Source organism: Neoroseomonas lacus (assembly GCF_014644535.1).
Taxonomy (GTDB): Bacteria; Pseudomonadota; Alphaproteobacteria; order Acetobacterales; family Acetobacteraceae; genus Neoroseomonas; species Neoroseomonas lacus.
In genome coordinates, this window is record NZ_BMKW01000001.1 from 211,188 (window position 1) to 233,594 (window position 22,407).

General features: G+C 69.3%; 25 protein-coding genes. 9 read left to right on the forward strand and 16 right to left on the reverse strand.

Translation table 11 applies throughout. The annotated features are described in order from the left end of the window. Window position 1 precedes the first annotated feature (1 nt). From IEY36_RS01010 to IEY36_RS01030, 5 genes are read left to right on the forward strand one after another with little or no spacing between them, the layout of a single operon-like run. The gene (locus IEY36_RS01010) at window positions 2–1,207 is read left to right on the forward strand and encodes a CaiB/BaiF CoA transferase family protein (RefSeq protein WP_188965051.1); all 1,206 of its coding nucleotides are present in this window, start codon (window positions 2–4) and stop codon (window positions 1,205–1,207) included. Next, on the forward strand, window positions 1,204–2,175 hold the full coding sequence (locus IEY36_RS01015) for a Bug family tripartite tricarboxylate transporter substrate binding protein (RefSeq protein WP_188965052.1): 972 nt from the start codon (window positions 1,204–1,206) through the stop codon (window positions 2,173–2,175). Before IEY36_RS01010 ends, IEY36_RS01015 begins: the two co-directional genes overlap by 4 nt. Next, entirely contained in the window at window positions 2,175–3,362 is a 1,188-nt protein-coding gene (locus IEY36_RS01020) for a CaiB/BaiF CoA transferase family protein (RefSeq protein ID WP_188965053.1), read from the forward strand. The genes IEY36_RS01015 and IEY36_RS01020 overlap by 1 nt, the downstream gene beginning before the upstream one ends. Before the next feature lie 19 nt (window positions 3,363–3,381). After that, window positions 3,382–3,756 carry a VOC family protein gene (locus IEY36_RS01025; protein ID WP_188965054.1) on the forward strand — a complete coding sequence of 125 codons (375 nt, stop codon included), beginning with the start codon at window positions 3,382–3,384 and terminating at the stop codon, window positions 3,754–3,756. Then, a complete protein-coding gene (locus IEY36_RS01030; RefSeq protein ID WP_268238093.1) occupies window positions 3,732–4,940 on the forward strand; it encodes a TIGR03862 family flavoprotein in 1,209 nt (402 codons plus the stop codon). Before IEY36_RS01025 ends, IEY36_RS01030 begins: the two co-directional genes overlap by 25 nt. On the opposite strand, the gene IEY36_RS01035 is transcribed toward IEY36_RS01030, so the two are convergent. The 4 genes from IEY36_RS01035 to IEY36_RS01050 are packed head-to-tail and all read right to left on the reverse strand — an operon-like array spanning window position 4,937 to window position 8,552. Beyond that, window positions 4,937–6,538 carry a zinc-binding metallopeptidase family protein gene (locus IEY36_RS01035; RefSeq protein ID WP_188965056.1) on the reverse strand — a complete coding sequence of 534 codons (1,602 nt, stop codon included), beginning with the start codon at window positions 6,536–6,538 and terminating at the stop codon, window positions 4,937–4,939. The two genes, IEY36_RS01030 and IEY36_RS01035, sit on opposite strands and share 4 nt — an antisense overlap. Before the next feature lie 42 nt (window positions 6,539–6,580). Next, window positions 6,581–7,183, reverse strand: coding sequence for a 2-hydroxychromene-2-carboxylate isomerase (locus IEY36_RS01040; RefSeq protein ID WP_188965057.1), 603 nt, complete (start codon window positions 7,181–7,183; stop codon window positions 6,581–6,583). A gap of 5 nt (window positions 7,184–7,188) precedes the next feature. Then, window positions 7,189–7,818, reverse strand: a complete 630-nt coding sequence (locus IEY36_RS01045; RefSeq protein ID WP_188965058.1) for a 3-oxoacid CoA-transferase subunit B — start codon at window positions 7,816–7,818, stop codon at window positions 7,189–7,191. Then, window positions 7,818–8,552 carry a CoA transferase subunit A gene (locus IEY36_RS01050; protein ID WP_188965059.1) on the reverse strand — a complete coding sequence of 245 codons (735 nt, stop codon included), beginning with the start codon at window positions 8,550–8,552 and terminating at the stop codon, window positions 7,818–7,820. Before IEY36_RS01050 ends, IEY36_RS01045 begins: the two co-directional genes overlap by 1 nt. 141 nt (window positions 8,553–8,693) lie before the next feature. On the opposite strand from IEY36_RS01050, the gene IEY36_RS01055 reads away from it, so the two are divergent. Further along, complete coding sequence (locus IEY36_RS01055; RefSeq protein ID WP_188965060.1) at window positions 8,694–9,137, forward strand: hypothetical protein; 444 nt, start codon at window positions 8,694–8,696, stop codon at window positions 9,135–9,137. Further along, window positions 9,134–9,841, forward strand: coding sequence for an MlaA family lipoprotein (locus IEY36_RS01060; protein ID WP_188965061.1), 708 nt, complete (start codon window positions 9,134–9,136; stop codon window positions 9,839–9,841). The genes IEY36_RS01055 and IEY36_RS01060 overlap by 4 nt, the downstream gene beginning before the upstream one ends. Before the next feature lie 113 nt (window positions 9,842–9,954). On the opposite strand, the gene IEY36_RS01065 is transcribed toward IEY36_RS01060, so the two are convergent. From IEY36_RS01065 to IEY36_RS01075, 3 genes are read right to left on the reverse strand one after another with little or no spacing between them, the layout of a single operon-like run. Further along, window positions 9,955–10,884: a hypothetical protein gene (locus IEY36_RS01065; RefSeq protein ID WP_188965062.1), complete on the reverse strand. Its 930-nt coding sequence runs from the start codon at window positions 10,882–10,884 to the stop codon at window positions 9,955–9,957. After that, a complete protein-coding gene (locus IEY36_RS01070) occupies window positions 10,881–11,285 on the reverse strand; it encodes a DUF6524 family protein (protein WP_188965063.1) in 405 nt (134 codons plus the stop codon). Before IEY36_RS01070 ends, IEY36_RS01065 begins: the two co-directional genes overlap by 4 nt. Before the next feature lie 2 nt (window positions 11,286–11,287). Next, on the reverse strand, window positions 11,288–12,265 hold the full coding sequence (locus IEY36_RS01075) for a hypothetical protein (protein ID WP_188965064.1): 978 nt from the start codon (window positions 12,263–12,265) through the stop codon (window positions 11,288–11,290). A gap of 120 nt (window positions 12,266–12,385) precedes the next feature. Here IEY36_RS01075 and IEY36_RS01080 point away from each other — a divergent pair, with 120 nt between their 5' ends. Further along, window positions 12,386–12,991 carry a hypothetical protein gene (locus IEY36_RS01080; protein ID WP_188965065.1) on the forward strand — a complete coding sequence of 202 codons (606 nt, stop codon included), beginning with the start codon at window positions 12,386–12,388 and terminating at the stop codon, window positions 12,989–12,991. Here the strand turns inward: IEY36_RS01080 and IEY36_RS01085 are convergent. The 6 genes from IEY36_RS01085 to IEY36_RS01110 are packed head-to-tail and all read right to left on the reverse strand — an operon-like array spanning window position 12,988 to window position 18,019. Next, on the reverse strand, window positions 12,988–13,794 hold the full coding sequence (locus tag IEY36_RS01085) for a bestrophin-like domain (protein WP_188965066.1): 807 nt from the start codon (window positions 13,792–13,794) through the stop codon (window positions 12,988–12,990). The genes IEY36_RS01080 and IEY36_RS01085 overlap by 4 nt on opposite strands. A 43-nt stretch (window positions 13,795–13,837) precedes the next feature. Next, window positions 13,838–14,272, reverse strand: coding sequence for a hypothetical protein (locus tag IEY36_RS01090; protein ID WP_188965067.1), 435 nt, complete (start codon window positions 14,270–14,272; stop codon window positions 13,838–13,840). A gap of 57 nt (window positions 14,273–14,329) precedes the next feature. Beyond that, window positions 14,330–15,064 (reverse strand): hypothetical protein, encoded by a 735-nt coding sequence (locus IEY36_RS01095; RefSeq protein WP_188965068.1) that lies wholly within the window; start codon window positions 15,062–15,064, stop codon window positions 14,330–14,332. Window positions 15,065–15,089: 25 nt separating this feature from the next. After that, on the reverse strand, window positions 15,090–16,181 hold the full coding sequence (locus IEY36_RS01100; RefSeq protein WP_188965069.1) for a PstS family phosphate ABC transporter substrate-binding protein: 1,092 nt from the start codon (window positions 16,179–16,181) through the stop codon (window positions 15,090–15,092). Between the two features lie 5 nt (window positions 16,182–16,186). Continuing rightward, on the reverse strand, window positions 16,187–17,173 hold the full coding sequence (locus tag IEY36_RS01105; protein WP_188965070.1) for a COG4223 family protein: 987 nt from the start codon (window positions 17,171–17,173) through the stop codon (window positions 16,187–16,189). 36 nt (window positions 17,174–17,209) lie between these two features. Further along, entirely contained in the window at window positions 17,210–18,019 is an 810-nt protein-coding gene (locus IEY36_RS01110) for a hypothetical protein (protein ID WP_188965071.1), read from the reverse strand. 260 nt (window positions 18,020–18,279) lie between these two features. Between IEY36_RS01110 and IEY36_RS01115 the strand changes: the two genes are divergently transcribed. Next, entirely contained in the window at window positions 18,280–19,392 is a 1,113-nt protein-coding gene (locus IEY36_RS01115; RefSeq protein WP_188965072.1) for a tetratricopeptide repeat protein, read from the forward strand. 18 nt (window positions 19,393–19,410) lie between these two features. On the opposite strand, the gene IEY36_RS01120 is transcribed toward IEY36_RS01115, so the two are convergent. The 3 genes from IEY36_RS01120 to IEY36_RS01130 form a co-directional block, all read right to left on the reverse strand. Next, the gene (locus IEY36_RS01120) at window positions 19,411–19,872 is read right to left on the reverse strand and encodes an ATP-binding protein (RefSeq protein ID WP_188965073.1); all 462 of its coding nucleotides are present in this window, start codon (window positions 19,870–19,872) and stop codon (window positions 19,411–19,413) included. A gap of 10 nt (window positions 19,873–19,882) precedes the next feature. Then, window positions 19,883–20,221 (reverse strand): STAS domain-containing protein, encoded by a 339-nt coding sequence (locus IEY36_RS01125; protein WP_188965074.1) that lies wholly within the window; start codon window positions 20,219–20,221, stop codon window positions 19,883–19,885. A 115-nt stretch (window positions 20,222–20,336) separates the two neighbouring features. Further along, complete coding sequence (locus tag IEY36_RS01130; RefSeq protein WP_188965075.1) at window positions 20,337–22,400, reverse strand: PP2C family protein-serine/threonine phosphatase; 2,064 nt, start codon at window positions 22,398–22,400, stop codon at window positions 20,337–20,339. Window positions 22,401–22,407: the final 7 nt, after the last annotated feature.

Sequence of the window (22,407 nt, forward strand, 5' to 3'; positions counted from 1 at the left end):
GATGGCCGGTCCACTCGACGGCGTGCGCGTGCTCGACCTTTCGGCGGTGGTGGTGGGGCCGATCTGCACCCACGTGTTGTGCGAACACGGCGCGGAGGTCATCAAGATCGAGGGGCCGCCCAGCGGGGACCTGCTGCGCTCGCTCGCCGGCAAGGGGCGGTCGCCGGGGATGAACGGCAAGTTCCTGAACTTCAACCGGGGCAAGCGGTCGCTCGGCATCGATTTGAAGAAGCCCGCTGGCATCGCCGCACTACAACGGCTGGCCGCGACGGTTGATGTGTTCGTCACCAATATCCGGCCCGATGCGCAGGCGCGGCTCGGTGTCGATGCGGCGAGCCTGCGGGCGATGGCGCCGAAGCTGATCCATTGCTCGATCACCGGCTTCGGCAGTGACGGGCCTTATGCCGGGCGGCCGGCCTATGACACGGTAATCCAGGGGGTGTCGGGTGTTGCCGGCGCCTTCGAGGCCTCGACCGGCGAGCCGCGCTACGTGCCTTTCCTTGTGGCCGACCACACGGTCGGGCTGGTCGCCGCGCAGATGATTGGCTTCGCGCTGTATCGGCGCGAGAAGACGGGCATGGGCGAGGCAATCGAAGTGCCGATGTTCGAGAACATGGCCGCCTACATCATGCAGGAACATCTGGGCGCGGCGTCCTTCCGCCCGCCGCTGGGACCGGCAGGCGACCATCGCGTGCTCAGCCCCGACGGCAAGCCGCTGCCGACCAAGGACGGCTTCATCTGCGTCTCGGCCAATACGGATGCGCAGGCGCATGGCTTCTTCGACGCAATCGGGCGGCCGGAGCTGAAGACGGACCCGCGCTTTGCGCGCGTGGCCCAGCGCGTGCAGCATACCAAGGAGTACTTCCACATCCGCGCGACCTCGCTGGGCGGCCGCACCACGGCGGAATGGCTGGAGATTTTCGACCAGGCCGATGTGCCGGCCTCGCCCTACAACACCATCGGCTCGCTGATCGACGACCCGCATCTGCGCGCCGTCGGCATGGTGCGCGAGGAGGAACACCCGACCGAGGGGGCCACCTGGGCCATCGGCGCGCCGAACCGCTTTTCCGGGGGCGTCGCGCCGCCGCGGCCCCCTGCCCCGCGGCTTGGTGCCGATGGCGCGGCGGTGCTGGCCGAGGCCGGTCTTACAGCGGATGAAATAGACGTGCTGCGCCAGGACGGCGTGCTGATCGAGGGAATGTCATGATCCGCTTCACCCGACGCGCGGCCATCGCCGGCGCCACGCTCGCACCCCTTGCGGTCGCCCGCGCGCAGGGCACCTGGCCGGACAAGCCGGTGCGCCTCGTGGTGCCCTTCACGCCAGGTGGGTCGACCGACATCCTCGCCCGCGCGATGGGCCAGCGGCTGGGCGAGATCTTCAACCAGCCCTTCATCATCGACAATCGCCCCGGTGCCGGCGGGACGCTGGGATCCGAGCAGGTGTTCCGCGCCGCTCCCGACGGGCAGACGCTGATGATGGGCCACATCGGCACGCTGGCGGCCAACCCCGCTCTGTACCGCAATCTGTCCTTCGACATCGGCGCCTTTGTCCCGGTCGCGCTGGTGGCCAATGTCGCGAATTTCCTGGCAGTGACGAACCGGCTGGAGGCGACGGACGTGCCATCGCTGGTCGCGCTGGCGAAGCGGCAGCCGGGCATCCTGACCTACGGTTCCGGCGGCAATGGCAGTGCCGCGCATATCTCGATGGTCGCCTTCATGGAGGCGACGGGGACCGACATGACCCATGTGCCCTATCGCGGCACCGGGCCGATGATGACGGACCTGATCTCGGGCACCATCAACCTGACCATGACGGGCGGACCGCCGGTACTGCCGCCGATCCGGGCGGGGCAGTTGCGCGGGCTTGGCATCTCCTCGTTGGAACGCCTGCCGAGCGCGCCGGAGATCCCGACCATCGCCTCCCAGGGCGTACCGGGGTTCAACGTACTGCAATGGTACGGCATCGTTGCCCCGCCGGGCACGCCGGTGGCGATCGTCGGCAGGCTGAACGAAGCCTGCAACGGCATCCTCACCGAGGCGCCGTTCCGGGCGCGGCTGGAGACCGAGGGTGCCACCGCCGACCCCATGACCCCCGCGCAATTCGGCGACTACATCGCGCGTGAACGCGAATTCTGGGGCACGCTGATCCGCCGCAACAATGTGAGCCTCGGCTGATGACCCGTCCCTTCGAAGGTATCCGCATCATCGATGCAACGCATGTGCTGGCCGGGCCCTTCGCGGCCTATCAGCTCGCATTGCTTGGCGCCGAGGTCATCAAGGTCGAACACCCCGAGGACCCGGACCAGAGCCGCGGCAGCGGCGGCGACTGGGACCTCAACCGCGCCGGGATGGGCACGTATTTCCTCACCCAGGGGTCGAACAAGCGGTCCCTGACGCTCGACCTCAAGCAGGAGGCGGCGCGCGAGGTGTTCCGCAAGCTCGTCGCCGAGGCCGATGTGCTGGTGGAGAATTACCGGCCCGGTGCGTTCGAGGCGCTGGGGTTGGGGTATGAGGCGCTGTCGGCGCTGAATCCACGGCTGATCTATTGCTCGATTTCCGCCTTCGGGCAGACCGGGCCGCGCGGCGGGCAGACCGCCTATGACCATGTCATCCAGGCGACCTCGGGCATCATGGCCTGCACCGGCACGCCGGAGGTGAATCCGGTGAAGCTCGGCGCACCGGCGATCGACTATGCGACCGGCACGATGGGGGCCTTCGCGCTGTCGGCGGCGCTGTTCCAACGGGAACGCACCGGACGCGGCCAGCGCATCGACCTCGCCATGCTGGATGTGGCGATGATGATGATGGCCTCACACGTCACGGCGCATTCGCGCACCGGCAAATCGGCCAGGCCGCGCGGCAACGAGCATGAATACGCGACCAACTCCGCCTATGCGACGAAGGACGGGATGGTGATGCTCGGCGCCTCCAATCTGCGCCAGCAGAAGCGGCTATGGACGGCGCTCGGCCGGCCCGAGATGGCCAAGGCGACGAATGAGGAGCGCGTTGCCGGCCGCGCCGCTGAGGCCGCGGTGCTGCGCGAGATCCTGGCCACCCGCACCGCCGATGAGTGGGAGGTCTTCCTGCAATCGCGCCACGTTCCCGCCGGCCGCGTGCGCCGGATGGACGAGGCGCTGGCCGACCCGCAACTCGCCGCGCGCGGCCTGACGCATCGCTTCGCGGAAGCGGAGGGCGTCGCCGGTCCCTTCAGCGTGCCGGTCGCCGCCTTCGGCTTCGCCCACGGCGGGCCGCGCGTCGATGCGCCGCCGCGCCCGCTCGGCGCGGACAGCGATGCCATCCTTGCCGAACTCGGCTACGACGATGCGGCGCGTGCCGCCCTGCGCCGCAGCGGCGCGGTCTGATCCCCCAGGAGCGAGCCCCATGGCGACATTCACCTTCGATCACATCCACCTGCGCAGCCCCGACATGGAGGCGACCGCCGCCTTCTACGAACGCGTCTTCGGTGTCGAGCTGAAGCGCAGCGCGCAGCGGATCGACTTCAATCTCGGTGGGCAGCCGGTCTTCGTCTCGCCGATCACGGATACGACGACGGGGGATGCGCCCTCGGCGCCCTATCGCGGGCTGGAGCATATCGGCCTCGCCGTGACCGGCATCGATGCCGTGGTCGCCGAGCTGAAGGCGAAGGGCGTGACCTTCACCATGGAGCCGAACACCATTCGGCCGGGCGTGCGCATCGCCTTCCTGCGCGGGCCGGAGAACATCTCGATCGAATTGCTCGAACGGAGCGCCGCCTGACCGTCGCGGTCATCGGCGCCGGCCCCGCGGGGCTGATGGCGGCGGAGGCGGCGGCGGAGGCCGGTGCGTCCGTCACCGTCTTCGACCACATGCCCTCCCCCGCGCGGAAGCTGCTGATCGCCGGGCGGGGCGGGTTGAACCTGACGCATTCCGAACCGCTTGAGCGCTTTCTTGATCGCTACGGCACGGCGCGGGGACGGCTTGCGGCGGCGATCCGCGCCTTTCCACCCGAGGCGCTGGTCGCTTGGTGCGAGGGACTGGGGCAGCCGACCTTCACCGGCAGTTCGGGCCGCGTCTTTCCCAAGGCGATGAAGTCGTCGCCGCTGTTGCGCGCCTGGCTGGCGCGGCTGGCGGGGCGCGGTGTCACCTTGCGCACGCGGCATCGGTGGCTGGGGTTTGCCGCGGATGGTGCGCTGCGTTTCGCGACGCCCGAAGGCGAGCATCTGGAACGCCCGCGCGCGACGGTGCTGGCGCTGGGCGGCGCGTCCTGGCCGCGGCTGGGCTCGGATGGCGGCTGGGTGTCGTTGCTGGCGGATTGCGCGATCGCACCGCTGCGGCCGTCCAATATGGGCTTTGCGGTGGCGTGGTCGGGGGCGTTACGCGCGCGTTTCGCCGGGACGCCACTGAAGCGGATCGCGCTGAGCTTCGACGGCACGACGGTACGCGGCGAAGCGGTGGTGACGGAACGCGGCATCGAAGGCGGAGCGGTCTATGCGCTGTCGGCGGCGCTGCGCGACGCCATCGCGGCGATGGGCGAGGCGACTCTGCTGGTCGATTTGCGGCCGGACGTGGCGCGCGAGGAATTGGCGCGCAGACTTGGCGGGCGGCCGGGTGCGGTGACGCTGTCCAACCATCTGCGCCGCGCGGGCGGGCTGGCGCCGGTTGCCATCGCGCTGGTGCAGGAAGCGCTGCATGCGGGGGCGGCGCGCGATGACCTCGCGGCGCTGGTGAAGGCCGTGCCGGTGCGGCTGACCGCGCCCTTCGCCATCGAACGCGCCATCTCCTCCGCCGGTGGGCTGGCCTGGAGCGAGGTAGACGAAAGCTTCATGCTGACACGCCACCCCGGCGTCTTCGCCTGCGGCGAGATGCTGGATTGGGAAGCGCCGACCGGCGGCTATCTGCTGCAGGCCTGTTTCGCGACAGGCCGCGCGGCGGGGCGCGCCGCGGCGGCCTTCGCGCGCTAAAGGCGCTCGCCCGCGCCGATACCCTCGAACGGCGTCGGCACGCACCATTCCTCACCGCGCGCAGTGGTGGCGTATTCGGGCCAGCGCAGGTCGACCGGCGGAACGAAGTCCTTTTCCAGCAGCGGCGCGACCCAGTCAGACCCGCCCATGCCGCCGCCCGTGCGCTGGCGCCATTCGGCCTGCGCGGCGTCAAGCAGGCCGGGCTTGGCGGCGAGGTCCACCAGCGTCAGCGCCATCGTCTTTGCCGCGACGAACATGCCCGGGTCGATCGCCGCCGGCAGGCCGCCGAGCGCGTTGTAGGACCACATCGGGTAGTCGAAATTTCCATCGGGCACGCGTAGCCGGGGCCGCGCGGTGAGCAGCCGCACCGTCGGGCAGTGCCAGCAGAATTCGACGTAATCATCGGCCGAGAGATGCATCTGCCAAGGCGGCAGGAAGTGGCGCATGCCGGCTTCGAAATCGGCCGGCGTCGTCAGCGTCGTATTGGCAGCGGCGAAGGGGTCATCCATCGGCGTGAGGCCGAGCCCCTGCTGGATCTCGCGCGCGAAGACCTTGGCGGCGGCGGGGTATGCCGGCGGGCCGACCTCCTGGAGGTTCGCCCAGGTCGCTTCGGTCAGCACGGTGTTGGCGAGGCCGACACGCGTCTTGGTCACCCAGCGCCAATGGGCTGTGCAGGCAGTCGCGGCGGCTGCGGAGCGCGCATTGGCCATCAGCACATTGGCGATCTGCTGCGCCATCGGCAGCGAGGGCGTGCGCCAGGAATACTGGATCTGGGTGAAGCGCGGCGCGAGGTTGTCTGACGTCGCATCGCCGCCATGCATGATGAACTCGTTCAGCGTCCAGGCGCCGGCGTGGGGGAACATTGCCTCCTTGGTGTATTTCGTCGTCGTGTACATCAGGCACAGCGCGTCGGTCGCACCCGGCGCGCGGGCGGCGGCGTGGCCAACATCACGGATCGGCAGCAGGGATTTATCGATCCAGGATTCCGGGCTGTCGCAGGTGAAGGTGACGATGCAGGACCAGTAGGCGCCAAACTGGGTCTCTGCCGTGACGGTGTTCTGCATGTGCGGGTGATAGACGACAGCGGCATCCAGCCCGTCGTAATACCCCTTCGCCGCATGGACGGGCTTGGAGCCGCAGACCTTCTCGGCCGGTTCGCCGAACAGCACGAGCCGGCCCGGCGTGCCGGTCGCTTCCAGCGCGGCCTTGGTCGCGAGGATCGAGGTCAGCGCCGCGGTGCCGAGGGAGGAATGCGGGTCGGTGTGCCCGGCCGCGTAGGGGTGCATCCCGGCGCGCGGCTCCCGGCGTGGCACCACCGCCTGGCAGTTGCCGGGCACCGCATCGTATTCCGAGAATGACGCCAGAACCGGCCCGGAACGGCCCCAACGCGCGCAGAAGGCGGTGGGCATGCCGCCGGAACCGGCCTCGACCTCAAAGCCCTCGGCGCGCAGCAGCTCGACATAGGCGGCGGATGATTTGTATTCGCGCCAGGCCGGCTCGGCGAAATGCCAGATGCGCTCGTTGAAGGCGGACATCCGCGATTCATTCGCGGTGATCCAGTCGAGCGCGCTGCGGCGCAAGGCAGAAAGGTCGGTCATGCGGGGCCCTCGGTGGTTGGCCGCGTCATGATGCGACGGGCGTCAGCCCCGCGCCAGACGCCGGGCCACGAACTCCAGCCGGTCCTGGCCCCAGAAGATGTCGTCGCCGATCACGTAGCAGGGTGCGCCAAACACGCCGCGGTCGAGCGCCGCCTGGGTATCGGCCAGGCGCCGTTCCTGCCAGTGCGGATCGGAGCCGAGCGCCATGACTTTCTCGGCGTCCAGCCCGACATCGGCGATCAACGCGGCGAGCGTCGCCGGATCGGCGGGGTTCCTTTCCTCCTCCCACAGCGCCTTCAGCACGCGATGGGCGAGCGCGATGGCCGGTGCATCGCCCATCGCCTCGCGCAGCCCGATGACGCAGGCGGCGGCGGGGATTTCATTGTGCGGGAAATGCTTCGGATGAATCTTGATGGGGATGCCGAGCGTGTCGCGCCAGCGGGCCAGTTCCTGCAACCGATAGGCTTGGCGCTGCGGGGACCGCTTCGGCAGCGGCAGCCCGCCCGAGCCCGCGAAGATCGTGCCGAAATCGACCGGGAAGATGCGCAGCGTCGCGCCATGCTGCGCGGCCAGCGCCTCAATCCGTGCCGCGCCGAAATGCGTCCAGGGCGAGTTCAGCGAGGCGTAGTAGTCGATATGCGCCATGCGACTTACTCCGTAACCGGAGCGGCGGTGGCGGCGCGGACCTCGTCCAGCGTCACGCCCGGCGCGAGGTCCCGCACCGCGAAGGCGGTGCCGGTGGGCGCGAACAGGCCGAGATCCGTCGCCACCAACTTTACCACGCCGCGCGCGGTGATCGGCAGCGAGCAGGTAGCGAGCAGCCGTGGCGAGCCGTCGCGCGTACGGTGTTCCATCATCAGGTAGACGTTCTTCGCACTGGCCGCGAGGTCCATCGCGCCGCCGATGACGCCGCCCTTGGACCCCTTCACCTTCCAATTGGCGAAGTCGCCATTCGCCGCGGCCTCATAGCTGCCAAGCACGGTGACATCGATGCGCCCGCCACGGATCAGCGCGAAGCTGTCGGCGTGGTCGACAATGGCGGCACCAGGGTTGAGGGTGACATAGCGGCGGCTGGCGTCGACCAGGTGGATGTCCTCCTGCCCCTCGGGCGCCACGGGACCGAAGCCGATGACGCCGTTCTCGGCGTGGAAGAACACCTCGCGGTCACCGAGCGGCACATCCGTGATCAGTGTCGGCATGCCGACGCCGAGATTGACGATCCAGCCGTCCTGGAATTCGCGCGCCAGGCGTTCGGCGATCTGTGTGCGGGACCAGGGCATCAGCGGGTCTCCTTCAGCGACGGCCAGATCGCCGCGGGCGCGGGCGGGATGTGCACCAGGCGATGGACCAGGATGCCGGGGGTGTGGACGTCGTCCGGGTCGATGGCGCCGGCAGGGAGGATGGGCTCCTCGACCTCGACGATCACCAGCTTGGAGGCCATCGCCATGATCGGGCCGAAATTGCGCTGGGCGCGGCGGAAGCGGAGGTTGCCCGCCTCATCGGCCTGGTAGCAGCGCAGCAGCGCGACATCGCAGGGCAGCGCGTATTCCAGCAGGTACTCGCGGCCGTTGATCATGCGCGTCTCGCGGCCCTCGGCGAGCTCGGTGCCGACCGCCGTGGGCGTATAGAAGGCGGGAATGCCGGCGCCGGCGGCGCGCAGGCGCTCGGCCAGCGTGCCCTGCGGGACGGTCTCCGCATCGACCTCGCCGCGCTCGTAATACGGGGTGAAGGGAAGCACGTCCGAGGCACGCGGCGCGGCGGTGAAGGAGCAGATCACCTTCGCCACCTGGCCGTTTTCCACCAGCATGCCGATGTCCGGATTGCGCGGCTTGCGCGGACCACCGGTGGTGTTGCCGACGCAGACCAGCCGTTTGGCCCCCTGCCGCAGCAGCGCCGCCGTCAGGTTGAAGGGTGAGCCCGGCAGCGCGAAGCCGCCAAAGGCGATCGTCGAGCCGTCCTGTATGCCGGCCACCGCCGCGTCGAAATCCGCCACGACCTTGCTGCGTCGCGCCATCGCATCGTTCCCTTACCCTTTCCGCCATGGTCCGGCGGCTGGGCGACGATGTCCAGAGGGGCGGCGGTAATCACTTTCGCAGTGAGGCGCGCGCGGGGGCTGGCGCGTGGAGAAAGTTCTAGTTAAGAAATTTATGCCAAAATGGCCTCGGGCGCGCTGATGGCGGCGCCCACCACCGCATCGCGGGAGTGGCTTATGGCAGGCGGTGGGGCTGACAAGCCCCTCATGCGTATCAATGGCATCGGTGGACGCATCAGTGTCTATGAGGACCGCGTGGTCCTCCAGCGTCGGGGCATCTTCTTCACCCTGGTCAACCTGGCCTTTCATCTCGAACGCGAGATGGAAAGCGAGATTGTGCTGAGCAGCCTGACCGCCGTGCATTTCGTGCGCTCCTTGCTGTTCGTGCAATTCATCCGCTTCAGCTACGCCGGCTGCCCGCAGCCGAGTGGCCACTACCTTCGCGATGCCTTTGCAGAGAACGCCTTCATGCTCAGCCTTTTCGACAATCGCCGCCTGGTGGCCTTGCTCCACTGCGTCTCGGCGGCCGCGCTTCGGTCCGGAGCGCGCCTGGCGGACCGCGCATGAGGGCGCTGACACGTGCCCTCGCCGTGGCACTGCTGCTCGCACCCATGCCAGCCCTGGCACAGGAGGAAGGCAGCTGGCGGGACCGCTTCAACCGGACTGTCTTCGCCCTGAATCACGACATCGAGGAAGCCGCGCTGGTGGTGCTCGACGCCGTGCCCGACTACCTCCGGCTGCCGTCATCGGTGCAGACCGGCTTGCTGAACATGCTGCACAACAGCGTCAATGAACCACTCAGCGCCATGGGCCATGCCATCGCCGGCCGCTACGACCTGGCAGGGCGGCAGATGCAGCGCGTCGGCATCAATCTCGTCGCCGGCTATGGCGGCTATGTGGACCGGGCGACCCAGCGCGGCATCGATGTGCCGTTGATCGATATCGGCACCGCGCTTTGCGTGCGCGGGGTCGATGCCGGCCCCTTCTTCGTCCTGCCGGTGATGGGCCCGCGCACGACGCGCGATGGCCTGACCGATCTGACGGCGTCCAACGTCGTGATCTACGCGATGGTGATCCCGTTCGTCGGCATGGCGCCGTCAATCGGCATACTGATCGTCATCGAGGCGGTCAGCGACATCGCCGCACTCGCGATGGCGCGCAACTTCGACCCGGGGCGACCGACCGGGACGGATTTCGAAGCCGTGCGCGATGCCTATCTCGAACACCGGACTCGCCTTTGCGCCGAGGCGCAGGCCCGCGCGCCGGCGTAGGGCGGATTCCGTTCGCCACACCTCGCGGAACCCGTTCCAGGCTGTTGTTTCTGCGAGCATCTCCGCCCGATCAGATGGTTCCACCTGATCGGGATGTGCTCAAGGCAGGCGCGTCAGGCCGGCACCGCCGTCAGGCGCCGGAACCAGCGCTCGGAACGGAACGGCCAGAACCCCTCGGCCCTCGGCTCCAGGCCGGCGGTCGAGGCAATACGCGCGGCGCGGGCCTTCGCGTCCTGTTCGCGTAGCGTGCCGCCGGACAGCCGGCGATACAGCCGCCCGGCCTCGCTCACATCCGCGCGCCCGACGCGCCCCCGTGCATCGGCGCGTGAAGCCAGGAAGACCGAGATGTCGCGCTCGGCCACGGCGCCGCTCGGCGCGCCGACTTCGCCACGGATGCGTCGCGCCTCATCGGCCGTCAGCCCATATTCGCGAATGCCGGTGGCGAGCAATTCGCGTTCCTGCGCCGCATCAGGCTGCGCACCCGGGGCGCTGCGCAGGCGCACGAGTTCGGCGAAGGCCTCAGGCTTGCGGTTCGGCGACGGCTCCGGCGTGGGCGGCATGACCACCTCAGCGCGCAACCCCTGCGGCGCGCAATGCAGGCAGGGCAGCGACTGCACCGCACCATCAAGCTCCATGAGCTTGATCTCGACCTCCATGTCGGGGTGGCGGCGGCGCACCTCGGCCGCGGCGCGATTCAGCAAGTCCGTATGCACCCGCAACTCGTCCGCCGGGTCGGCGGAGAGCTTGCGCCCCGCCCAGGCATTCACCGCGCCGCAATCACGGTGATTGAGGAAGGTCACCCGCCGAACGCCATGCAATTGACGCGACGCGGCGAGGTTTTCCCACAGCGCGGTGCCCCAGGCGGGCCGCGTCTCGTCCACCGCGGCCAACGCGGCGCCGCCGATACGCAGTTCGCTGTACCGCCCGGTGCGGCCGAGCATCTGCAACAAGGCCGAGGGCTCCTCGACGAAACGCGGGTCGATGCAGGAGACGACGAAGGTATCGGCGACCGAGGGCGGCCGCGCATTCCGAGCAACGGTCATTTCAGGATCTCGACATGAGTGATGCCGGCCAGGCGGTGATGCAGCAGCGACCAGCACAGGCCGGCGGCATAGACTAGGCTCACGACTCCCAGCGGCATGATCGCGAGGCCTTCGAGGCTGAAGGTGTCGAGGTCGGTCAGCCGGGTGAGCGTGATCCAGCTGCAGAGCACGGCGGTCGTCACCATCGCCACGCCCTTCTTGCCGAAGGCCCCGAACAGGGTGCCGAGGATGGCGGCATGGACGAGCAGCAGCAGCAGACCGACGGTCAGCTTGGGCCAGAAATGCCCGTGGCCATCCCACAGCCAATGCCAATAGGAGCGGCCGCTCGGGTTATAGACGGCAAAGACGACGAAAAGGCTGAACAGGACCCGCGCCAGGGCCGCCTTCCAGTCGAAATGCATACTCACCGCCCTCCGCTGGCCGATGGGCAGCCGGCCAGGCCGGCGGTGATCTCAGGGCGACGCGCCGCGATGGCGCGGCGCGTGGCATCGTCCAGCACGGCGACATAGGCGGCCTCGGCACGGCCGATCGCCTGCATCGCCCGGGCTTCGAAATCAGTGCGGTTCAGCGCGGCATCGACGCGGTTGAACCCCCAGTCGATCGCCCAATAGAGCCCGACGCCGCTGGCCGTCCCGATGACCAGCCCCGGCGCGCCGCCGATGGCGAAGCCGGCGGCACCGCCGGCTGCCAGCAGCGACCCGGCCTCGCTGGCGCGGACGGCAACGGCGCTCAGCCTGGCGGCCATCGGGCGCATGGAATGCACGAAGACCGATGTCGGATCCGAGCCGGGCTCCGGCCCCGCACCGGGCCCCAACCCCGTGACGCCGGCGGTGACCTCGGAAGCCAGGCCGTTGATCGAGACGGCAAGGTCAAGGCGCGGCGGCGCGGGCGCGGCAGTGACGGGTGCCGCGTCGATGATCGGGCGCACTGCGTCCAGCAGCCCGCGCCGCCAGAACAGCTCGACCAGGCTCGCGGCATTGGCGGCATCGGCGGCGAGGCCGTCCGCCATGCCCGCTGGCGCCAGCAGACGCTGATGAAAGGCGCGACGCATCGGCTCTGCCATGCGCTGGACCAGGTCCTCCGCTTCGACGATGTCGCCGCCCGCCGCGCTGTCGGCGACGCCGCGCAGCATGGCGCCCAGCATGCGGAAGGAATTGATGTAGGACTGCACCCAGTCGAAGGCCCAGCCGCTGAAGGCCGGCACACCTTCGCGCGCAGTGGCGAATCGGGCCGCCGCGGCGTCATTGGCGATACGGCCCATCAGGGCGGCGCTGTCCTCGGCCGCGCGGGCGAAGCCGACGCGCGCCCCTGCGAGCGTTTCCGCACTGACGGCGCGCAGCAGGCAGCGTCCATCGGGCAGCACCAAGGCGACGGCGCGCACGCGCTCGCCACCCGACGGCACTTCCGCCTGGGCGGCAACCGATAAGAATGCGACAGCGATGACGCCAAGCCCGGCAATGCGTGCTAAAAAACCACACGAGTAGGAGTGAGAGCGGCCAGGGTGTCCGAGACGACGATTGCGTTTGCCCTTGATGCCGCGGCGATGCTGTTGGCCCTGCTGATCGCGCTCGGTGCGATGCGGCTCGGCGCCGCACAGTTCAACCTGCTCGCCCCCGCTGATGCCGAGGCGGTGCCGATCTTCCACGTCTCGGCGCTGATGGCGGGGCTGATCTGCGGCGCGGTGCTGCTCATTTGTTCGCCGAATCTGGACGCCTTCGCGCCACGCCGGATCTTCGCCGAGGATTCGCCGTGGGCGATCGACTTGAAGGAATTCCTCACCTCCTATGCGCTGCCGCAGGCCGCGGCGCTGCGGACCTTCTGGGGCGGACTGCGTGGCGAGTCCGGCGCGCCGGTGATCATGGCCGCCTGGACGGCCGTGGCGAGCATCCTGTTCGGCTGCTTCGCCGCGCTGCGCTTCTGGCGCGGCTGGAGCCGGGTGCGCGCCCTGCTCGCCTTCTTCAGCCTGGCCGGCTGGATCACTCTGTTGCTCGGCTATGGCGTGCATCTCGCTGCCTGGGTGGCGGCGCATCTCAGCTTCTGGATCTTCCTGCTGCTGCTGGTCGCATTGCAGCGGTGGCGCCATGGTCGCCGCTCCGCCGCGCATTAGCGGATATCCATCAGCATGATGAAGGGCCGCGGCGAGAGCAGCGGATCATCGCCCACGAAGGGAAAGGCGAGCTTGAGTGAGACGAGCAGCACCAGGCCCACGATGATCGCGATCACCGCCCCCATGCCGTAGTGGACGCCGAGGCCTCCGCTGCCGATGAACCACTGGAACACCAGTACCGAGACCGAGACGCTCAGGATCAGCATCCAGATCAGCAGCGAAATGGTCCGCGTGCCCACGGACAGCCGGTCGATGCGTGCCTCGGCGACCTGTGCGACCCATTGCACCGTGTTCTGTGCCAGGGCCTGCTGCGCCTGGGTCACCGGCTCAGTGTCGAAGAAGACGCGCGACAGGCGGGTGAAGGCGGCGTCGGAACTGCCGGAACCGATGCCGGCGCCCTGGCGCAGGCGCGGCCAGTCATACGCCACGACGGCTTCGGCATAGTCGCGGATCGCCCCGCGCATGGCCTGGCGCGCGCCGGTCTGTTCGGCGCCGTTGTAGGTATCGACGGCGTGGGCGAGCATGTAGAGCGCGCCGCTTTCCTTCTGCAGGGTGTCGCGCGATGTCGTATAGATGTCCCAGGCACCGACCAGCGTGAGGGCGGCGACGACGGCATAGACCTCGACGACGAAGCTGAACTTGACCGAGCCGATACCGCTGCTTGCCGCGAGTTCCTGCGGCGTGAAGACGGCGAACATCACCGCGCCGACCGACATTGCGATCAGCACGGGCACGCCGATGGTCACGATCACGCCGAACACGATCGGCATCGCCGCGATGTCCTGTGCCATCAGGAAGTCCATGATGGTTTCTCCGGATCGGGATTGCGTGGCCCTTGGGCCGGCGTCATTCGCCGATCTGGCGATACCAGCGCCGCGTGCGCAGGATGCGGCCGCTGCGCGCCGGCTTGAGGTCGGCCTCCTCCATCAGCCGCTTGACGCGGCGCTGGGCATCGGCGGGCGCGACGTTGCGCCCCGCCCTTGCGCGGTAGAAGGCGGCGGCCTTGTCGAAATCCTTGCGCGTGACCCGGCCATGCCGGTCGGCGAGGGTTTTCAGGAGCTGCGCGGCAGAGGCATTCACCTCATGCTCGAGCGACATGTCCTCCTCGGCAGCGGCCGCGCGGATCATGCCGCGCGCCTCATCCAGCCGGAGACGGTAGCGGGTCACGCCCTCCTCGAGGAGGCGGCGTTCCTCCTCCCGGTCGAGAAAGCGGCTGCCTTGCGTGTGCAGCCTTACCAATTCGCCGAAGCGCGCCGCATCGGGATTTTCCGTCATCGCCATCGTCGATCCTCTGTTTTGGAGGCGTTCTGTGTCGCGGACGCGCCACGCCCGCTCGGTTCAGTGCATTACCTGCATGCCGACGGAGCGCAGCGGCGGGTCCTGCCGGCGCATCTGCAACTCGGTCTCGCCATGCAGCGCGCGGGGTGCCTGCAGTTGCTCGCCCAGCCGATCGATCGAGCGAATCAGCCGGCCCGCTTCGAGCGACATCGGCGCATCCCGCGGCACCAGTGCCATCTTGATCTGCGGCAGCGGGAAGAGATCGATCTCGACTCGCTCGACCGAGAGGTCGCCGATCTCGGAAGCGGCGACCACGGCGCCGACGATCGCGCGCTGTACACGCGACAGCGGCCCGCCCTGACGCTGCGCATGGCGTTCAAGCTGACGTTCAATGTAGTCCCGATCGGCATCGGTCAGCTCGCGCGCCTGGCCGAAGGTCATGCGGGATCCGGGGATCAGGCCGATAGAGGTTTCGATCTCGCGCAAGCCGTAGCCCGCCGTTTCCATCAGCGCGACGAAGTCATCGCGCTGCTGAATCTGGCTTCGAAGGGTCTCGGCACCGAGCCGCGCCGGACTCGCCGAAGCCTGGCCCGACGAGAAGATGCCGAGGAAGCCATCGAACATCCGCCCGATGCGTTCGAACACCGTGTCGCCCGAGGGTAGGTCCTGCAGCGGCAAGGTCACGACCGAGCCATGTTCCGCCTGCTCGCCGCCGGGCCGGGCGGTCGCGGCGGGGATCGCGGCGCTCCAGAGCGCGGCGATCAGAATCAGGCTGGCGGGGGCACGCAGGCTCATTGTTGTCGCTCCGAGTCCGGGGGGCTCATCTCGTTTGGATCACGGTCATGCGTTCGGCGGCGATCCGCTGCGCCAAGCGATCGGCGGTCGGCAACGGCACCAGGCCGGCCTGACCGAGATAGCCCGTCGGGCCCACCGATGCCTCGCTGGTCGCCTCGTCCAGGAACTCGGCAATGCCGCGCACCACGCCGACGCCGCCACGCGTGCGGGCATGCTGACGCTTGGCGTAGAGATAGATCGTGCGTGTCGGCTCGTATTCGCCCGAGGCGATTGAATTGCGCGTCGGCGACACATCGTCGAGCGGCAGGGCGACGAGATTGCCGCCGCTGCGCGTCACGTCGTCAAAGGAGGTCACGGCAATGGTCCCGCGCGGGCTGGCGACGAGCCGCGCCGTGATCTCGCTCGCGGGCAATTCCGTCACACGGCCGTCGACGCGCAGCGTGATGCATTTTTCGCGGCGGAAACCGGCCTCGAAGATCATGCGGATCTGGCGGACAGGACGGCAGCCGGATTCCAGCACCGTATCCTCGAACAACTCGCGCAGGCCGCTGCCAATCGCAGGCAAGATGAAGCGTATCTGCTCATTCGGCAGCCCGATGGTGAGCTGCGACCAGACGATGGCCCGGTTCGCGTCGAAGCCGCGCTCCCCGGCGGTCTCGGCGGCCAGCGCCTCATAGACCTGACGGGTGGTCAGGGTGGGTTGCGGGTCGCCGCGGCGCACCGCGAGCACCACCGCCCCAAGGCCGAGACGCAACTCGACCGCTTCCTCGACACCATTGGCGCCGCAAAGCTCGCGCGCCGAGGAGGACATGCGACGGGACGTCACCAGCATGTCGGCCATCGCCACGCCGACTCCCGCGCAGAACAACGCAACGGCACGCGAGGTCGGCAGCGCCTGGATCACGGGCGCCGCCGCCTCGGGGTAGCGCTCCAGGAATCCCTGAGTCACCAGGGCGGCGACGCGCTCCGCATTCGCAGCCGCGACGATGGTCAGCCGGTCGCGCAGGATGGTCGGCCTGGCCTGGGCCAGCGCGCCGCTCGGCAGCGCGACGAGGCTCAGCGCCGCTGCACCGAACAATGCGCCCAGGCGGCGCAGGAGGTCGGTCTTCCGGGTCATGCGCGTCACCCCTGCCGCCCTGTACCGGCAAGCAGACCCAGGATGGCATCCTGCAGCGATTGTTCCACGGCGACCCTGGCGCGCATCTGGGCCAGCCACCCGGCGAGAAGCGTCTGCTGTTCGTCATCGAGGGTCGCGACCTCCGCCAGCGCGCCGGCCAATTCACCCCGCCGCAGATGCTCGCGAATGCTGGCAAACGCGGTATCGACCAGACCCGGCTCGACCGGCGCGACAAGGCCGACACCAGACAGCGTGGACCGGACCGCATTCATCGCGCGTTGCAGGAAGTCCTTTTCGGAGCCGGCGCGTGCGGCGATCGCCGGCGCCAGCAATTCGAAGCGCTCGGCCAGATCGCGCGCCGAGGGCAGGCCCCGCGCGGCATGGCTGCCCAGCACTTCAAGGTAGAGTTGCGGCATCAGGGCCGGGCCATCCAGCGACAGGATCAGTTGCCATTCACGCGCCCAGGGCCGCCCGGTGCTGACCACCGTCTCGAGATGCAGCAATGCTAGCGCGAGGCGGTCCGCCTGGATGCCACCCATGGCCGCGCGCGCCTCAGTGGCGCGGTTCAGCCGTTCGTCGAGCGTGCCGAGACCTTCCTCCAGGCGCCGGACGCGGGCATCCAGGGTCACGGGTCGTGGGCGGCTATCGGCGACAGCGGTGGCGCCGCCCTCCGGCGTGAGGGACTGCCCCTGCCCGCTCAGCGGCATGACGACCAGGCCGGCGAGCAATATGCCGGCCAGGGCGCTGCCCCCGCGGCATCGGGCCACCAGGGGCACGAGACGCCGGGGCGCGCCGGGCGCCAGGGCCAGGCTGCTGCCCGGACCGGGAGGCTGTTGCGGGATCAGGTTGCTGATTTGCTTCATGCTGCGCCGACCTGGAGCGTTGCCCGCCATTCTTGGCAGGGTGATTCCGGTAGGCCCGTTATCGCCGCGCAGTGGTTTATGCGTCGTGAATGGAGTGGGCCTCGCGCCAATTACCTTGCGCCGCAGCACGATTTTCGGGATGCCGGCGAGGCCAGACGACCGGTGCTACCGATAGGCATAGGCAGCCAGCACCGCTGCGACGCGGTCGGCCATCCGATCCAGCGCGATGCGCTGGCGGCTTGCCTCGACCCAGCCCGACAACGCGGCCGCGGCATCGGCATCGAGCGGCGCGAGCGCCGCCATGGCTTCTTCCAGCAAACCGCGGGCGGCGGCGTCGCGGGCGGTCGCGAAGATCTCGCTCCGTCGTGCCTGGATCGCGACGCGGCTGTCGCTGCGGACCAGCGCGACTATCCGCTGCGCCATCCGGGTGGTCCAGCGTTGCGGTTCCTCCTCGCCGAGGGCCAGCACGCTGGCAGCGATGGCATCGAGCTGCGCCGACAGACCCGCCCGGTCCGGCACGCCATCGACATCGCGCAGCAATGCGGCCGATAGTGGCGCGATCGCATCCTCGCCGGCATCCAGCCCGCGCAACGCGGCGAGCGGTACCGCATAGGAGCCGCCGGCGCGCAGCCCCTCGCTCAAGGCGAGGCCGGCGCGCATGAGTGAATCCGCTTCCTGCCGGCTGCCGCGGAAGCGGACATAGTCGCGCTCGGCATCCGCCAGGCGTTGCATTTCGAGGGCCATGTCCGCCGCCAACCTGGCCAGGTTCGCCTCGGAGACGGCGTAGGCGGCGAGCGCCAGCGGCGTGGCCGTGGCGGGCACCGCGGCCGGCCGCATCAGGGCGACGCCATAGCCCGCGACGAAGCCGAGGCTGACCGCCCCGGCCGCGCGCAACGCGCGACTGCGCCACGGCGCCGGCGCGGGGCCGACAGGGGGCTGACCGGCATTCGTCTCGGCATCATAGGCTATCGACAAGGTCCGTCTCCGCTCATCTGGTCCGACGACCACGCCGCGACAGGACCCGGGGCGCCGCGGGAAGCCGCGCAGGGCCATGGATGCGACGATCCGCCCCAGAAGACACCAACAGGATGGAGAAATCGCTTACGCCGCGGCGCTGTGACGATGCGGCAGGCGCAAGGATCTTTGCCGAAGCCGATCGAGCAGCCGGGAAAATCAATCCGGATTTAACGCGACTGGCGGACGGTATGGGCGAGATCGACCAGGAGCTCGTCAGCATGGAACTTGCGACCATCGGCCTACTGTCCGCCATCGTCTTCGGCCTGATCGCCGGCGATGCGGTGATCAGCGCCAACACCATGGCAGTGGGCATCGGCCTGCCGCCCACGGTGCAGCAATCCGGCCTCACCCGCCAATCGGCCGAGGAGATTTTCGTCACCGAACTCTCCCGCATCGCTGCCATCCCGTCGGGCGTACCGGTGCCTGTGCCGCGCGTTTCCTCCCGCCGCACCGTGATCGGCGCGCTGGCCGAACCGCTCAAGCTCACCGACCTGACCGTCGCCCTGCAGGACCTGTTCGGGCTTGAGCCGATCCGCGTCTCCGCGACGATCATCCAGCGCGGCAACGGGCTGGTGATGGAAGCCATCGTGGCGCAGGAAGGCCATCCGTTGCAGCGGCTCTCCTTCGAACGGCCCGATGGCGACGCGGTGGCGCTGATCCGCCAGGCGGCGATCACCACCTTCGCCGAGATCGCGCCCTTTCGGGTGACCCTCGCGCAGCTGCGCGACGTGCTGCAGGACCCCAATCTCGATGTGGGGCGGGTCCGTGCCCATGCCGAGCGCCTGCTGCAACGCGACTGGGGGGTGGATTCCGATGTCGAACGCTCGGCGCTGCACAGTCTCGTTTCCGTCCTCGCCCTGCTGCATGGCGATGTGGACGGAGCGCGCGACGAAATCCGCCGGGCCGAAGCCATCGATGGTGCGCTGCCCACGGCACGTTCCTTCTATGCGCTGAACGGGTCCTTCATCGGCATCCTGGAGGGCGACCTGCTGCTGGCTGAACGGGAACTGAACCGCGCCGCGCAGATCCCGATGCGACAGATCATCCCGGTCTTCCCCGCCTATGTGGAAGTGCAGCGCGGCTTGATCAGCTGGGCCACCGGCAAAACTGACGACGCAGACGCCGCCTTCCAGCGCGCGCTGGAAGTCGATCCGCGGAACAACGTGGCGCTGATCTATCGTCACTGGATCGCCCAGAGCCGCCTCGGCATCGCGCCCAATGCGGCGGACCGGCCGGCTATCGCCACCACGCTGTCGCCACAGATCCCGGGGCTGATGGCCTCGGCCTTCCTGCTCGACCCGCGCACGCGCACAGTCTCGCGCGCGCGCTGAAGAACGCGTGCCGCCGGGTCAGCTCGGCGGCGCGGCGCGGCGCCACAGCACGGCAAAGCGGTTGCGCCCGTCGTCACGGCTGTAGCGCTGCCACTCGGTCATCTGCATGACCAGGTGAATACCCAGTCCACCCACCGTGCGTTCCTCGACCGACGCATCCGTATCGGGCACCGGCCGGGCGGTCGGGTCGAAGGGGATGCCGTCATCCTCGGTCGCGAGTTCCACCTCGACGCCATCGTCACGCCGGGTGACCACGGTCGAGACGGTGAAAATGCCCGGCACCGCTCCGGCAGGCCAGGCATAGCGCGCCACATTCGTCACCATCTCCTCGGCAACCACGAGGAAGGCGGCGCAGGCGCCGGGCGTGCAGCCGGCATCGGCCAGCGCCTCCTCAAGCCGTGCCAGCACGGCGGCGATGGCGGCATCGTCCCGCGCACAGGCGAAGTCGAGCCTGCGCGTCGCTGTCTCGTCACTGGTCACGCCGGGCGCCTCAGGCGCCGATGAGGCGGCGGGCGTCTTCCTCATCGGCGCCGATCGACAGCACCTTCGAGAAGCCGGAGATGTCGAACACCTCCTGCACCGCCGCCGGCAGCCCGAACAGCGCGAGCCGGCCATCCGAGGCCTTGGCCCGCTTCGCCGCCATCAGCACGACGCGCAAGCCGGCCGAGGAAACATAGGCAACATCGCGCATATCGAGGATGACGCGCGGCGCCGGCCCGGCGAAGCTGCCGAGGATCGCACCCTCCGCCTTGACGGTCGCGTTGTTGTCGAGCCGGCCCTTCAGCCGATGCAGCACAACGCCGTCGGTCGCCTGGGTATAGATGTCCATCGCGATGGTCCCTTCCGGATGAGGTCGCGTTCGGTGGAATCATCCGAACGCGTGAGGATGTTAGCCAAACAATGCCCGGGGCAGGCTGTGCGCATGCTTGTGAACGCGGCCTGCGCTAATCGCCTGCGACGGCCACCACCTCGCCGGCATAGGCGAGGCAGAGCAGTGTGATGTCGTCGGCCTGCGGGCAGCCTTCGGCGAAGTCGTTCACCACCGCGGCGATGTGGCCGACCAGCTGGGCGGGGTCCGATCCCGCAGCGGCGATCAGCGCGGCTGTCAGGCGGTCGTCGCCGAACAGGCTGCCATCGGCACGGTCGGCCTCGGTGACGCCATCGGTGAACAGCACCAGCGTCTCGCCCGGCGTGAGCCGCGTCTCGCGGTCGTCGAAAATGAAATCCTCGACGACGCCGAGCGCGATGCCATCCGCCCCGCCCAGCGCGCGCTGGCAGGCGGAGGCGCCGACCACGCGCGGCGGGTTGTGACCCGCATTGGCGTAGCGCAGATGGCCGCTCTCAGGATCGAGGATGGCGACGAAGGCGGTGGCGAACATCATCGTCGGGTTGTCGGCGGCGAGCGCCGAATTGGCCTGGAACAGCGCCTCGGCCGGGCTCGCCCCGCGCGACATCGCCGCGCGCAACAGGCTACGCGTCATGGCGACGAAGATCGCCGCGGCGACGCCCTTGCCGGAAGCATCGCCCACCATCACGGCGAGACCGCCATCGGGCAGCCGCATCACGTCGTAGAAGTCGCCGCCCACTTCCTTGGCCGGCCACATCGCCGCGTGCATCTCGAAGGACGAGGAAACGGGGAAGACCGAGGGCAGGCTTTCCAGTTGCAGCCGGCGCGCGACTTGAAGCTCCTGCACCATGCGTTCGAGCAGCACGCGCTGGTCCAGCGCCTGGCGCACTGTGTCGAGGTCGCGCGTGCGCTCGGTCAGCAGGGCCTCGAGCTTGGTATGGCGGTTCAGCACGCTCTCGACCATGCTCTGGAACGCCTCGGCGAGGCCGGCGCCGCCCTGCCCCTCGCCCTGTTCGAGGCGGCGCAGCACCGCCGTCACCGCCGCGCGTTCCGAGGCTTCGAACACCTCCGCGAGGCGCGTCAGTTCACCGCCGATCAGCGCGAGGTGACGGCGGCGGGCCAGGCGGTCGCGCGTCTCCATCCGGTCGAGCGCGAGGCCGCTGCTGCGCAGCACGCCGAGGGCACGGGCGATCTGGCCGATCTCGTCGTCGCGTTCATCGACCGATGCGCTGGCCAGCCGGTCACCGCCGGCGATGGCGCGCAGCACCCCGGCGAGGTCGGTCAGCGGCTCCAGCGCCGCACGCAGCATGCGGTACAGCAGGATGCCGGCGGTCAGGATCACCACCACCAGCACCAGGCCGGCGACCAACAGCACCACCTCATACCGCTGCGCCGATTGCGACACATCCTGCAGCACGAAGAGCCGCGCCACCGGCACGCCGCTGCTGCCCATCAGCATGGTGGGCACGATCTGCATCCAGCGGCCGTCATGGCGGAAGCTGACCGGCATGGCGGCATCGCGCGCGCCGGCCGCCTCGATGCTGTGCCAGGCGCTCGCCCCCTGCGGCAGCAATGGACGGCCGGCGAGGTCGGCGACCAGCGCCTGCCCCCCCAGCGCGGCACCGATCACCTCCAGCGTCGGCGCGAAGGCGGCCCCGGCGGCGACCACCTGTGGCCCCTGCCCGCGCGCGAAGGCCACCAGATGCAGCCCACCGCCATCGGGTATCGGCTCGATACCGCTGTCCCCCGTGCCGGGCTGGTATTCGCGCAGCACCGCGGCGGTGTCGATCATGCCTTCGACGGCATGTTCGGCGGGCTGGGCGAGCAACACGCGGCCACCGCGCGCGATCACTTCGATGCGCTCGATAGGCGCCGCACCCTCGCGCAACACCTCCAGCCGCGCCCGGGCGGCGGGGATGTCGCCCCGCTCGAGTTCCTGCGCCAAGGCGGCATCGGTGGCGATGCGCTCTACCGCCTCGGTCAGCGGCCGCGCGGCGCGCAGCATCTCGCGCGAAACGACGGCGACCTGGCGCGCGACGGTGAGCTCGCCGACGCGCCCGTCGCGTTCCTGCAACAGCAGCCAGGCCGGGACGGCGACGGCCGCGGCGACGATCGGGACAATGGCGGCGGCGAGCGCGATGATGCGGGTGCGGAGCAGCATGATGCGT